Here is a 13,478-nt window from a genome sequence, read left to right on the forward strand (position 1 = left end):
GATAGCCCTGATTTTTGTCACCGCCGGACTCGACAGGGCGGCCTTGCTCGATTATCGTGATTAAACGTTTAATCAGCCCTTCCGGACCATCATGGCGTCGTCACGGCCTGCCACCAATCTGAGCGCGATAGCAGCGGCACTCGGCGTGTCGGCGGCAACCGTGTCCAATGCGCTGTCGGGCAAGGGCCGCGTTTCGCCGGAGCTGGTGGAGCGCATCCGCAAGACCGCAAGCGAGCTGGGCTATGTGCCGAGTTCGGCGGGCAGGGCGCTGCGCACCGGCAGAAGCGGGGTTCTGGGGCTGGTACTGCCGGATATTGCCAATCCTCTCTTTCCGCAGATCGCGCAGGCCATCGAAAAGGCGGCCGTCACTGCCGGTTACGGCGTGCTGATCGCCGACTCGCGCGGCGAGATCGCCATGCAGACGGATGCGATCAACCGGCTGATCGAGCGCGGTGTGGATGGCATGGTCATCGTTCCCCGCCGCGGCACGCGCATTGCCGATGTCGATTGTCCCGTCGCGGTGATCGACAGCCCCTCGACGCCCGGCAACACGGTCGCCGCCGACCATTGGGATGGCGGCCGGCAGGTGGGCGAATATCTGGCGGGGCTTGGCCATCGCAAGGTGGTGCTGGTGGGCAAGAACCGCGATTCCAACGTGCAGAACGACCGTCTCGGCGGCATTCGCGATGGTCTTGGTAAGGCATGCGTGACGCAGACGCTCTGGGTGGACGCCATTGAACAGGCGGGCGGCGCGGGTTGCCGGCTTGGTCTTGCAGAAAAGGTTGCCGAAGGTTTCACCGCCTTTGCCGCCGTATCCGATCTGCATGCGCTGCGCGTGCTCACAGAATTGCAGCGCGAGGGCATCGAGGTGCCGGAAGAGGCCAGTGTCACCGGCTTCGACGATCTCATCTTTTCCGCCGTGGTCACCCCGCCCTTGACGACCATGCGCATGGATATGGGCCGTATCGCCGATCTCGCCGTCGGCGCGCTGCTGCGCGCAATCGACGGGGCGGGCGAAAACGGCGTCGCCGTCGATGTGACGGCGGACATCTCGAAAGTACCGATGGCGCTGATCATGCGCGGCTCCACCGGCAAGGCAAAGCATGATGCGATTGAAGCCAAAAAAACGACAGCAGGAGAACTCACACCATGAAAAAAATCATTCTTGCATCGGGCGCCGCCCTGATGCTGACGATGGGCGCCGCGCAGGCGCAGGACAAGACGCTGACGATCTCGGTCTATGCCTTCGCGCAGGACGAATTCAAGGAACTGGTCTATACGCCGTTCGAAAAGCAATGCGGCTGCAAGCTGGTCGTCGAGACCGGCAACAGCGTCGAGCGTCTGGCCAAGATGGAGGCCAACAAGGCCAATCCGGTGGTCGATCTCGCCATCGTTTCCATGGCGGATGCGCTGTCGGCCACCCGCAAGGACCTGATCCAGAAGATCGACGCTTCCAAGGTTCCGAATATCGAAAAGCTCTATGACATCGCCAAGGATCCGAATGGCGACGGCATGAGCGTCGGCGTCAATTTCTACGCCACCTCCATCGTTTACCGCACCGACAAGATGAAGATCGACAGCTGGGCCGATCTTTTGAAGGACGGCATTGTCGATCACGTCGCCTTCCCGAATGTCACCACCAATCAGGGCCCGCCGGCGCTTTATATGCTCGGCAAGGCCATCGGCAAGGATACGCCCGATCTTTCCGGCGCCATCGAGGCCGTGGGCGAAAAGAAGGACGACATCGTCACTTTCTACGTCAAATCCTCGCAGCTCGTACAGCTCATGCAGCAGGAAGAAATCTGGGCAGCGCCCATCGGCCGCTTCTCCTGGGCGCCTTTCACCAAGCTTGACCTGCCGCTTGCCTGGGCAACACCCAAGGAAGGCCAGACCGGCGGCATGAATGTGCTCGTGGTGCCGAAGGGCACGAAGAACGAAGATCTGGCATTGCAGTTCATGGATTTCTGGCTCTCGACCGACGTTCAGAAGGCGCTGGCCGAAAAGCTGGTGGACAGCCCGACCAACAGGGAAGTCAAGGTTTCCGACGAGGTGGCGAACAACATCACCTATGGCGATGAAACCGCAAAAAGCCTGCAGCTCATCCCTTCGGACGTGACGCTCGATAACCGCGACAAGTGGCTGTCAGAGTGGAACTCCAAGGTCGGTCAGTAAGTCCTTCACCGTTTGGAATGGGGCACCTAAACGTCCGTCAGGGCGGCTCCATTCCCGGAAAAGCGGTTCGGTCGTCCCCTGACCGCTTTTCCACCTTCCAATTTCGCAGGCCGGTGCGTCCGGCTGCCGTAACAACCGGCCCTCAGGCCGTTCAGGGAATAAACCCATGTTTCAGAACCGGGCCGAAGCGCTGGCGCTTGCCTTGCCCGCCGCAATTTTCGCGGCGGCGGTCTTTCTTGTGCCGGTCTTCATCCTGCTGTCGGAGGGCTTTCGCACCGCCGATGGATGGACATTGTCGGCTTACGCCGATTTCTTCACCGATCCGCTGAACCAGACGGTTTTCCTGCGCACCCTGAAGCTCGGCGCGCTTGTCACCATCGTCTCGGCGGTGGTGGGCTATGCGGCGGCCTTCGCCATCGTCAACCTGTCGCAGGGGGCGAAGGGGCACGTCGTCAATCTGGTCGTGCTGCCGCTGATGATTTCGCCCGTCGCCCGCACCTATGCCTGGATCGTCATTCTGGGCAGAACCGGTATCGTCAACCAGGCGCTGCAGGCGGTCGGGCTGAGTGACGCGCCGATACGCATCCTGTTTTCCGAAACGGCCGTCTTCATCGGTCTTCTGCAATTGTTTCTGCCGCTGATGATCATCTCCCTCATCAGCGCGCTGGAGAATATGCCGAAGGATACCATCGCCGCCGCGCGCGTTCTCGGAGCAAGCTGGTTTCAAGTGTTCTGGAAGGTCATCCTGCCGCTCACCAAGGAAGGGCTGGTCGTCGGCGGCACGTTGGTCTTTACCGGTTCGCTGACGGCCTATATCACGCCCGCGATTCTCGGCGGCTCGAAGGTGCTGATGCTGGAAACCCTGCTTTACCAGCAGGTGACGGTTTCCAACAATTTCGTCTCCGCCAGCGTCATCGCCTTCATCCTGATCGTCATGAGCTTTGCCGCCAATATCCTGCTGAAGCGCATCGCCACCGCAAGGAACAAGAAATGACCCGGCAGCTCTTCATTCCGCTCACGCTTCTGCTTGTCGTCGGTTTCCTGATCGGGCCGTTCCTCATCATCGTCGCGGCCTCGTTTTCGGCCGGCGATACGCTCGCCTTTCCGCCGCAGGGTTTTTCGCTGAAATGGATCGCCAAGGTCTTCACGGTCGAGAGCTTCCGCGAAAGCTTTGCCATGTCGATGTTCCTCGCCATCGGCGGCACGTTTGCGGCGCTCATCCTCGGCATTCCCGCTTCTTACGCCATGTCGCGCTACAAGCTGCCTTTTGCCGAGACGGTGCGCACCATCGTTTCGGCGCCGATCATCGTGCCCGGCATCATTGTGGGTCTCGCGCTGCTGCGTTATTTCGTCGTGCCCTTCGGCATCGGCATCACGCTTGCTTTGTTTCTCGCCCACACCGCGCTCATTCTGCCCTATGCCGTGCGGGTGGTGTCGGCCAGCCTCAACAATCTGCGTTCTGATATCGAGGAGGCGGCGGTGCTGCTTGGCTCGTCGCGGGTCGGGGCGTTTTTCCGAGTGGTGCTGCCGAATATTCGCGGTGGCATTCTCTCAGCCTTCATTCTCGGTTTCGTGACGAGCTTCAACCAGGTGCCGGTATCGCTGTTCCTGTCGGGGCCCGGCGTTCGCACGCTGCCCATCGACATGCTGGGCTACATGGAAATCGTCTTCGATCCTTCCGTGGCCGCACTCTCCTCGCTGCTCGCCTTCCTTTCCATCGGCATCGTCTTCATGGCCGAACGTTTTCTGGGGTTCTCCCGTTATGTCTGACGCAAACTACCTTTCGCTCCAAAAAGTCTCGCTCGCCTATGGTGGCAATGTCGCCGTCAAGGATCTCGATCTCGATATCCGCAAGGGCGAGCTGCTCGCGCTTCTTGGGCCTTCCGGCTGCGGCAAGACCACGACGATGCGCGCCATTGCGGGTCTGATGCCGGTGGCCGGCGGACGCATCGATCTCGATGACGCAGACATTACCCGGGTGGCCGCGAACAAGCGCGCCGTCGGGCTGGTGTTCCAGTCCTATGCGCTCTTCCCGCATCTGACGGTCTATGAAAACGTCGCCTTCGGCCTGAAGCTCAAGGGCATGAGCGGCAAGGCGCTGGAAGACAAGGTCGCCTCCGGCCTGAAATCGGTGGGCTTGTCCAGCTTCGCCTCGCGCAAGCCGGCGGAACTATCAGGCGGCCAGCAGCAGCGCGTGGCGCTGGCGCGCTCCATGGTCATGGAACCGAAGGTGCTCTTGCTCGATGAGCCGCTCTCCAACCTCGATGCGCGTCTCAGGCTCGAAATGCGCACCGAATTGCAGCGCGTGCAGAAGGAGACCGGCGTGACGATGATCTTCGTCACCCATGACCAGATCGAGGCCCTGGCGCTCGCCGACCGCATTGTCGTCATGAAGGGCGGCAAGATTGAGCAGATCGGCACGCCGGAAGATATCTACAACGCGCCGGTTTCGTCCTTCGTGGCGGATTTCGTCGGTTTCGAAAACATCTTCGCGCTGGAAGGCGGCGCGTTGAAAACCGCAAACGGCACGACACCGCTTCCCGGACCAGTCCTTTCAGCATCCGGACTGGCCTGGCGGCCGCGCATGGTCACCCTCGGTTCAGGTCCTTTCCAGGGAACCGTGCGCGGCACATCCTTTGCCGGCAACAGCCGCGAATATCTGCTCGATACGCCGCTCGGCCCCATCAAGGCGGAAACGGACGCTGCCCTGACCTCCCACGCAATCGGCGATACGCTCGCCTTCGACCTGCCGGTCGAAAAGGCGGCAAGCCTCAAGGTGTTCAACTGACCATGGGTGTGTGGATCGATACCGATATGGGCTTTGACGACATCGCCGCCATCATGGTGGTGCAATCGTCGGGCCTTGCCATTGACGGCATTTCGCTGGTCTTCGGCAACACAACGCTTCAGGCGGTCTGCTGCAATGCGGCGGGTGCCGTTGCCGCCTTCGGCTGGTCGATGCCGATTCATCAGGGCCGCGCCGTGCCGGTGCTGGGTGCGCTCGAAACCGCGCAATGCATTCTGGGCGATAACGGCATTCCGACCGTCGGCCAAAGCCTGCCGGATGCGCTGGCTGTGCCGAACAGCGATGCCTTTGCCGCGCTCTGCAACTGGCTGGAGGGGGCCGGCGAGAAGCGCATTCTCGCACTCGGACCGCTCACCAATATTGCCGCGCTGTGCCTTGCCCGGCCCGATCTTGCCGCCAGAATTTCCGATCTGACCTGGATGGGTGGCGGCGTGACCAGCGGCAACCACACGGCCTCGGCCGAATTCAACGCCTTTGCCGATCCGGAAGCGCTGGCCATCGTGCTCTCCCACGGCCTGCCGTTGCGCATGGTCGATCTGGATGCCTGCCGCAAAGTCACCGCCTCGCCGGCCGATGTGCTGCCGATCCGCAATGCCGGTGGTAAAAACGCCGGGCTGATTGCCGATCTGCTGGAAGGTTTCATCGGCATCGCCACCAGCCGTGGCAGAGCCGCCATGGCGCTTTATGATCCCGTGGCCGCCGTCGCCTTTACCTCAGGTCTCATCGGTTGGCGTCATGCGCGGATCGATGTCGAGCTTCAGGCGACGCTGACGCGTGGGCGAACTGTGGTCGAGACGCGCGCTCAGAAAGCGAAAGCCTTCAACGCGCATTTCGCCGAAACGGTGGATGCCGAGGGTGCGAAGACGGCAATTCTCGAGGCGCTGCGCCGGGAGGCCGCCCGATGAGCGCGAACTTTCCGACACGCGAGCCTGCCGATCTCACCGATGATGCGCTGCGCAGCCGCGCGGTCGCCGCCGCACGCGGCGATGCGCCTTTCGATGTCCTCATCACCGGTGGAACATTGGTGGATGTGGTGACGGGAGAGCTTCGCGCCGCCGATATCGGCATCGTCGGCGCTCTGATCGCCAGCGTGCACGAGCGGGCAAGCCGCAGCGACGCTGCACGGATCATCGATGCGGCAGGCGCCTATGTCTCGCCCGGCCTCATCGACACACATATGCATATCGAAAGCTCGATGGTCACACCGGCCGCCTATGCGGCGGCGGTGGTTGCCCGTGGCGTCACCACCATCGTCTGGGACCCCCATGAATTCGGCAATGTGCATGGTGTGGAAGGGGTGCGCTGGGCGGCGAAATCCATCGAAAACCTGCCCTTGCGCGCCATTCTGCTCGCGCCTTCCTGCGTGCCTTCCGCACCCGGGCTGGAGCGCGGTGGGGCGGATTTCGACGCTGCCATTCTTGCCGATATCCTGTCATGGCCTCAGGTTGGCGGCGTTGCGGAAATCATGAATATGCGCGGTGTCATCGAGCGCGATCCGCGCATGAGCGGTATCGTGCAGGCCGGGCTTGCCTCGGAAAAGCTGGTCTGCGGCCATGCACGCGGCCTGAAGGGCGCCGATCTCAACGCTTTCATGGCGGCGGGCGTTTCTTCCGATCACGAGTTGGTCTCGGGCGAAGACCTGATGGCGAAACTGCGGGCAGGGCTGACCATCGAGCTGCGCGGCTCGCACGATCACCTGCTGCCGGAATTCGTGGAAGCGCTGAATACGCTCGGCCATCTGCCGCAGACGGTGACGCTCTGCACTGACGACGTGTTCCCGGATGACCTGCTGCAGGGCGGTGGGCTTGACGATGTGGTGCGCCGGCTTGTCCGTTATGGCCTGAAGCCCGAATGGGCGCTGCGCGCCGCAACGCTCAATGCCGCGCAAAGGCTCGGCCGTGCCGATCTCGGCCTCATCGCCGCCGGCCGCCGCGCCGATATCGTCGTCTTTGAGGATCTGAGCGGTTTTGCCGCCCGCCACGTTCTTGCCTCGGGCAGGGCGGTTGCGGAAGGCGGGCATATGCTCGTCGACGTTCCGGCCTGCGATGCGACGGCGCTCGAAGGCTCGATGAAGCTGCCGCTGCGCGCAGCCGATGATTTCCGGGTTGCCTGCGAAGGCGCGAAGGTGCGCCTCGCCACCATCGACCGCCCGCGCTTCACGCAATGGGGCGAGGCTGAAGCCGAGGTGAAGGATGGTTTTGTCGTTCCGCCCGAAGGTGCGACGATGATTTCCGTCACCCATCGCCACGGCAAGGCCGAGCCGATCACCAGAACCGGCTTTCTCACCGGCTGGGGAAACTGGAACGGCGCCTTCGCCACCACCGTCTCGCATGACAGCCACAACCTCACTGTCTTCGGCGGCAATGAAGACGACATGGCGCTCGCCGCCAATGCGGTGATAAAGGCAGGCGGCGGCATGGCTGTCGCTTCCGAAGGCAGGGTGACCGCGCTGCTTTCGCTCCCACTCTCCGGCCTCGTTTCCGATGCCCCGCTTGAAGACGTGGCAAGGGCCTTCGAAGAATTGCGCGAAGCCGTCGGCAGGGTGGTGGAATGGCAGCCGCCCTATCTCGTCTTCAAGGCCTGCTTCGGCGCCACGCTCGCCTGCAATATCGGCCCGCACCAGACGGATATGGGCATTGCCGATGTGTTGACGGGCAAGGTGATGGAAAGCCCGGTGATCGCTGTTCTCTAATAGCGGCGGCCCGCATCCGCGGGCTGCGGTTTATTCGACCCCGGGCACATCAGGCGTCTGTGTTTCGCGCGCGGCAATGCGCGCCGCCAACACGAAATTCTTCACCACCGGCGATGTCGTTCCGCGCCGATAGGCGAGCGATATGGAAAGCCGCGGTGGCGGGCCGCTGGAGGGTAATAGGACGATGTTCTGCATTTTGACCTGCGCGACGGATTCCGGAAGGAGGGAAACCCCGAGTTCGGCCGCGACCAGCGACAATATCGAGGCGATTTGCGGTGCCGCCGGCCCGAGGCGCGGCGTGAAACCGGCCTCCTGGCAGGCTTTTATCGATGCATCGTGAAGGCTGGTGCCGACGTTGCGTGGCGTCAGAATGAACGGGTCGTCGCGCAATTCCATCAGGTCTATGGCGGTGCCGCGCCGCGAGAGCGGATGGGATGCCGGCAGGGCGACCAGAAGCGGTTCGTCTGTGAGCACTTCCTCGAGCAATGTATCGGGATCGGATTGAGAAGGGCGCAAAAGCGCCACGTCCAGCCGATCTTCGAGGAGAGCCGGCGTCAACGCCAGGGCTGCTGCCTCCATCACCTGAAGTTCCACGTCGGGATATTGGCGTCTGTAGGTGCGGATGCAGGCCGGAACCAGAGGATTGAGCGCCGCCGTGCCGGTAACGCCTATTCTGAGAATGCCGGTTTCGCCGGCCGCCGCCCTGCGTGCGAGCCGGACACCTTCGCCCACCTGATGCGGAATATGGGCCACCGCAGCACGAAAGGCATGGCCCGCCGGTGTCAGTTCCGCGCCATGCGCGAGACGCCGGAACAGCCGCACGCCGATTTCCTGTTCCAGAACCTTTATCTGCTGGCTGAGCGGCGGCTGCGCGATTCCCAGATGTTCTGCCGCCCGCGTAAAACTGCCTTCATTGGCGATGGCCAGAAAATAGCGGATGTGCCTGAGTTCCATGATATTAGATCCAGATATGATGGGAACGCCTTCCATATATTAGAATGAAAGATGGAGCTGCGCTATAGCTGGGAGCGAAAAGGACAAACCCGATGCGCCAGCTCAAAAAACAGGATTTCACCCCGCCGATCGTCATGACGGAGGAGCCGCCGGATGTGCTCTGGATACGGCAGGGAAGCCGCCAGTTTCGCCGGGCGAGCTGGGCGCTTTTCCTTGCGGGCTTCGCCAGCTTTTCGCTGATCTATTGCGTACAGCCGCTCTTGCCGGAATTTCCGGCGGAATTCGGCATCAACCCTGCAACCGCATCGCTCGCTTTGTCGCTGACGACGGGAACGCTTGCCTTCGCCATTCTTCTCAGCGGCGCCTTCGCCCAGCTCTTCACCCGCCGAAATCTGATGTTCGTTTCGATGATGCTGGCCGCCATCGCCAATATCATCGCAGCAAGCACGCAAGGCTGGGCATGGCTGCTTGCTGCCCGCGCGCTGGAAGGCTTCGTGCTCGGCGGCGTTCCGGCCGTCGCCATGGCCTATCTTGCCGAGGAGATCGAACCTTCCAGCCTCGGCAAGGCGATGGGGCTTTATGTCGGCGGCACGGCCTTCGGCTCCATGGCGGGACGTGTCGGCATGGGGCTGGTGTCCGCCTATACCTCCTGGCAGGTGGCAATGTATGCGCTGGGGGTGGTCTGCATCCTCGCGGCCATCGGCTTCCTGCTGCTGCTTCCGCCCTCGCGGAATTTCCGGCCGCAGCACATGCCGCTTAAAAATCATCTGAGAATATGGGCGCAACATCTTGGAAACCCGGAACTTCGGCGGTTCTATTTTCTGGGCGCGATGCTGACGAGCGTTTTCACCACCGTTTTCAACTATTGTGCCTTTCGCCTCGTTGCGCCGCCTTACGAATTGGGCCGCACGGCCGTCAGCATGATTTTTCTGACCTTCGCCCTGGGTATCGTCGCGTCCTCCTATGGCGGGGCGCTGGTCGACCGGTTCAGCCGGCGGATCATGCTGGTGGTTGCCTTTTCCACCATTCTTGCCGGTATCCTGCTCACATTCGCCTCAAGCATCATCCTCATCGTGGCGGGGATTGCGGCGATAACCATCGGATTTTTCATCGGGCATTCGGCTGCCAGCAGCGGAGTGGGCGCCAATGCGGGCGCCGCTAAAAGCCATGCTTCCGCGCTTTATCTGCTGTTTTATTATTGCGGAGCGAGCATCACCGGCTGGGTCGGCGGCTGGTTCTGGATCCATGCCGGCTGGCCCGGCATCATGGCGATTACCGCCGGCTGCGCGCTTGCCGGAATTTTAGCCAGCCTCGCTCGCCCGGGCGCGCGGCGCGCCTGAGCGGCCATCGCGCCGGGCGGGGCGTCACTCCGCCGCCAGTTCTTGCTCCACCAGCGTCGCCCAGAACGCCACGCCCGGCACGATGGCCGCATCGTTGAAGTCGTAGGAGGTATTGTGGTGCAGCGCGCCATCCACCGCCGGGCCGTTGCCCAGCCAGACATAGCAGCCGGGTGCTTCACCAGCGAAGAAGGCGAAATCGTCGCCGGCGGTCGAGGGCGGGAAGGCGTTGCGGGTCCTGTTGCCGAAGACGGTTCTTGCGGCGCGCAGCGCCCGTTTCGTTGCATCCGCCTCGTTGATGACGGGTGGAATCCGGCGGATGAATTCGTAATGCGCCTCGATGCCGAACATCGCCGCCGTGCCCTTTGCCAGCCTGCCGATTTCCGCTTCGAGCTGGTCGCGCACGTCAGCCGCATAAGCACGCGCCGTGCCGCCGATTTCGACGAGATCGGGAATGACGTTGAGCGCCTTCGGGTCGCCCGCCTGCACCGAACAGGCGCTGACCACGGCGGGTTGCAGCGGATCGACGACGCGGCCGACGATGGTTTGCAGCGAGGCGAGGAAGGTGCCCGCCGCCGTCACCGGATCGCGGCCGAGATGCGGCTTGGCGCCGTGGGTGCCGATGCCTTTGAACGTCACGCGCCAGCTGTCGGAAGAGGCGAGCTGCGGGCCTTCCACCACCGCCATTTCGTCGATGCCGAGCCCTGGCATATTATGCAGGCCATAGACCGCATCGCAGGGAAACAGGGTGAAAAGCCCGTCCTCCACCATTTTTTTCGCGCCGCCGCGGCCTTCTTCGGCGGGCTGGAAAATGAAATGCACGGTGCCGGAAAAATCGCGGGTCTTTGCAAGGTAACGCGCAGCGCCCAACAGCATGGCGGTGTGGCCGTCATGGCCGCAGGCATGCATCTTGCCGGGAAATTTCGATTTATAGGGCCGGTCTGGCACTTCCGGCATGGCAAGCGCATCCATGTCGGCGCGCAGGCCGATGCTGCGGGTGCCGTTGCCCACCTGCAGCGTGGCGACCACGCCGGTGCCGCCGAGACCGCGATGCACCTTCAGCCCGGCACGCTCGAGAAGATCGGCGACGATGGCGCTGGTTCTTTCCTCTTCGAAGCCCAGTTCGGGATGCGCGTGCAGGTCGTGGCGAAGCTCCGTCAGGAATGGCAGGTCCTCGCCGATGCGGTCCAGCAGTCTCATGGGCAGCTTGTCCTTGAATATGGGAAAAACCCGCGTCATAGGTGGGTTCATCCGAATGCCTGTTGCTTTTTTCTCTTCTAGAGCATTTCCAGCAAAAGTGTGTAGCGGTTTTGCGTTCGGAAATGCGTAAAACAAAGAGCTAGGGTATTTCCGTGTTTCGGAGAAAAACGGAAATACCCTAGCGGAAAAAGCCAATGAAATGAACCCGCAGCGTCTCTGTGGTTGCTAAAATGACTAATCTGCCGAACGGGATTGGCGTGGCCGAAAACCATCTCCGCCTTGCGCCATCCCGGTTCTGAAAGGAAAAACCGATGCCGTCATCCGCATCGCCTGCCGCCCATTCCCCCGCCGCGCCGCATGAGTTCTGGCAGGAGATCCATCCGCGCCGCAGCTTCGAAACGGCCGGCCCGCATTCCGCCTTCTTTCCGGCGGAGCTGGATGACGGAAGGCAGATATGTCTGCCGATAAGGCCGCTGGCGGATGGCGAACATGCGCTCGCCTCGCTCATCGTCAATCAGGCCTCTTTCGAGGTGCTCGAGGCGCTGGCGGCCGACCTTGCCGCACAGCTTCTTCCCTTCAAGCCCGATGTCGTCATCGGCCTGCCGACGCTGGGACTGACGCTCGCCGCCGCCGTCGCCCGGCATCTTGGCCATTCCCGTTACGTGCCGCTCGGCACCTCGCGCAAATTCTGGTATCTGGAGGAATTGTCGGTGCCGATGTCCTCCATCACCACAAGGCAGGAAAAACGGCTCTATATCGATCCGCGCATGCTGCCGCTCATCGAGAACAGGCGCGTGGCGCTGGTGGATGACGTGATCTCCAGCGGCAGCTCCATCATAGCGGGTCTTTCTCTTCTCGCCGCCTCCGGCATTCGGCCCGCCGTCATCGGCGCGGCCATGCTGCAATCGGATCGCTGGCGGGAAAAAATCGCGGCTTTCGGGCCGGAATGGCCGGAGCGGGTGAGGGGTGTTTTTTCAACGCCGCTGCTCACCAAAGCGGAAGGCGGCTGGCGCGCCTGACGAAGCGCAAATTCCGGCAAAAGGCAAGTGGTGATAATTTCACCGCTGCCTAATTTGTGTCTTGCGAAGCTCGAAGAGATCGTCCTAAGATCGCCTCCGACAGACAATAGCGGTCGGCGAACAATGCGCCGGTTTGCTTTCGCGCGGTGTCATCCCGGCGTCTGCCTGCCCCCGTTTTGTTCTTTCCGATGACTGGAATTTCTTCCCATGCACGCAGTGTTCGACGGTCATAATGATGTGCTGCTTCGGTTGTGGCGCAACAGCAAGGCCGGTGCCGATCCGGTGGCCGAATTCAGGAACGGCACACGGGAAGGCCATATAGACGGCCCGCGTGCAAGGGCAGGCGGTCTCGGCGGCGGCATCTGCGCGATCTATATTCCCTCCGGCGATCTCATTCTTCAGGAACCGGATGAAAGCGGCCACTACAACACGCCGCTCGCCTCCCCACTGGAGCGCCAGCCTTCGCTCGATATCGCCATGGAAAAGGCGGCGATTGCGCTGAGGCTCGACCGCGCCGGCGCGTGGCGGCTTTGCCGCTCCACGGCCGATATTCGCAAGGCCTTTGCCGAGGATATCTTCGCCGCCGTGCTGCATATGGAAGGCTGCGAGGCGATCGGGGCCGATCTCGACGCGCTGGAGGTGTTTTACGCCGCCGGCCTGCGCTCGCTCGGCCCGGTCTGGAGCCGGCACAATATCTTCGGTCATGGCGTTCCGTTCTCTTATCCCATGTCTCCCGATACGGCGCCCGGCCTCACCGACGCCGGTTTTGCGCTGGTGAAGGAATGCAACAGGCTCGGCATTCTCATCGATCTCGCGCATATCACCGAAAAAGGCTTCTGGGATGTGGCGAAGACCACCAACCAGCCGCTGATCGCCAGCCATTCCAATGCGCATGCGCTTACCCCCGTGGCCCGCAATCTCACCGACAGGCAGATGGATGCCATCAAGGAAAGCGGCGGGCTGGTGGGTCTCAATTACGCCGTGACCATGCTGCGCGCGGATGCGCGCGACATTGCCGATACGCCGCTTTCCGACATGGTGCGCCATATCGATTACATGGTGGAGCGCATGGGCATCGATTGCGTGGCGCTGGGATCGGACTTCGACGGCGCGACGATACCCGTCGGCGTTGCCGATGCGAGCGGCAATCACAATCTGGTTGCGGCGCTGAAATCGGCGGGCTACGGTGATGGAGAACTTGCTAAAATATGCCGGGAAAACTGGCTGCGTGTTTTGTCTGAGGCCTGGCACGAGGCGGCCTGAGAAGAGCTGAAGCGAACCAAATCAAGCTTATAACA

12 protein-coding genes are annotated in these 13,478 nt (G+C 62.2%); 10 read left to right on the forward strand and 2 right to left on the reverse strand.

Annotation, left to right across the window (positions count from 1 at the left end; translation table 11 throughout):
* Window positions 1–91: 91 nt before the first annotated feature.
* The 7 genes from ACQZ5N_RS15045 to ACQZ5N_RS15075 all read left to right on the forward strand — a co-directional run bounded on the left by ACQZ5N_RS15045 (window position 92) and on the right by ACQZ5N_RS15075 (window position 7,670).
* Window positions 92–1,153: a LacI family DNA-binding transcriptional regulator gene (locus tag ACQZ5N_RS15045; RefSeq protein ID WP_080853609.1), complete on the forward strand. Its 1,062-nt coding sequence runs from the start codon at window positions 92–94 to the stop codon at window positions 1,151–1,153.
* A complete protein-coding gene (locus ACQZ5N_RS15050; protein WP_003520909.1) occupies window positions 1,150–2,172 on the forward strand; it encodes an ABC transporter substrate-binding protein in 1,023 nt (340 codons plus the stop codon). Before ACQZ5N_RS15045 ends, ACQZ5N_RS15050 begins: the two co-directional genes overlap by 4 nt.
* 166 nt (window positions 2,173–2,338) lie before the next feature.
* Window positions 2,339–3,166, forward strand: a complete 828-nt coding sequence (locus ACQZ5N_RS15055; protein ID WP_425644954.1) for an ABC transporter permease — start codon at window positions 2,339–2,341, stop codon at window positions 3,164–3,166.
* The gene (locus ACQZ5N_RS15060; protein ID WP_065655279.1) at window positions 3,163–3,942 is read left to right on the forward strand and encodes an ABC transporter permease; all 780 of its coding nucleotides are present in this window, start codon (window positions 3,163–3,165) and stop codon (window positions 3,940–3,942) included. Before ACQZ5N_RS15055 ends, ACQZ5N_RS15060 begins: the two co-directional genes overlap by 4 nt.
* A complete protein-coding gene (locus ACQZ5N_RS15065) occupies window positions 3,935–4,960 on the forward strand; it encodes an ABC transporter ATP-binding protein (protein ID WP_425644952.1) in 1,026 nt (341 codons plus the stop codon). Before ACQZ5N_RS15060 ends, ACQZ5N_RS15065 begins: the two co-directional genes overlap by 8 nt.
* Window positions 4,961–4,962: 2 nt before the next feature.
* On the forward strand, window positions 4,963–5,883 hold the full coding sequence (locus ACQZ5N_RS15070; protein WP_425644950.1) for a nucleoside hydrolase: 921 nt from the start codon (window positions 4,963–4,965) through the stop codon (window positions 5,881–5,883).
* Window positions 5,880–7,670 carry an adenine deaminase gene (locus ACQZ5N_RS15075; protein ID WP_448733346.1) on the forward strand — a complete coding sequence of 597 codons (1,791 nt, stop codon included), beginning with the start codon at window positions 5,880–5,882 and terminating at the stop codon, window positions 7,668–7,670. The genes ACQZ5N_RS15070 and ACQZ5N_RS15075 overlap by 4 nt, the downstream gene beginning before the upstream one ends.
* 30 nt (window positions 7,671–7,700) lie before the next feature.
* Here the strand turns inward: ACQZ5N_RS15075 and ACQZ5N_RS15080 are convergent, their stop codons facing one another.
* Window positions 7,701–8,624 (reverse strand): LysR family transcriptional regulator, encoded by a 924-nt coding sequence (locus ACQZ5N_RS15080; protein WP_425644947.1) that lies wholly within the window; start codon window positions 8,622–8,624, stop codon window positions 7,701–7,703.
* A 92-nt stretch (window positions 8,625–8,716) separates the two neighbouring features.
* On the opposite strand from ACQZ5N_RS15080, the gene ACQZ5N_RS15085 reads away from it, so the two are divergent.
* The gene (locus tag ACQZ5N_RS15085; protein WP_425644945.1) at window positions 8,717–9,964 is read left to right on the forward strand and encodes an MFS transporter; all 1,248 of its coding nucleotides are present in this window, start codon (window positions 8,717–8,719) and stop codon (window positions 9,962–9,964) included.
* Window positions 9,965–9,988: 24 nt separating this feature from the next.
* Here ACQZ5N_RS15085 and ACQZ5N_RS15090 read toward each other — a convergent pair whose 3' ends face one another.
* Window positions 9,989–11,161, reverse strand: coding sequence for a M20 aminoacylase family protein (locus ACQZ5N_RS15090; RefSeq protein WP_059761247.1), 1,173 nt, complete (start codon window positions 11,159–11,161; stop codon window positions 9,989–9,991).
* A gap of 311 nt (window positions 11,162–11,472) precedes the next feature.
* Here ACQZ5N_RS15090 and ACQZ5N_RS15095 point away from each other — a divergent pair, with 311 nt between their 5' ends.
* Together ACQZ5N_RS15095 and ACQZ5N_RS15100 are read left to right on the forward strand one after the other, a co-directional pair.
* A complete protein-coding gene (locus tag ACQZ5N_RS15095; protein WP_425644943.1) occupies window positions 11,473–12,180 on the forward strand; it encodes a phosphoribosyltransferase in 708 nt (235 codons plus the stop codon).
* Window positions 12,181–12,387: 207 nt separating this feature from the next.
* Complete coding sequence (locus ACQZ5N_RS15100) at window positions 12,388–13,443, forward strand: dipeptidase (protein WP_035263351.1); 1,056 nt, start codon at window positions 12,388–12,390, stop codon at window positions 13,441–13,443.
* Window positions 13,444–13,478: the final 35 nt, after the last annotated feature.

The organism is Agrobacterium sp. 22-221-1 (assembly GCF_053522445.1).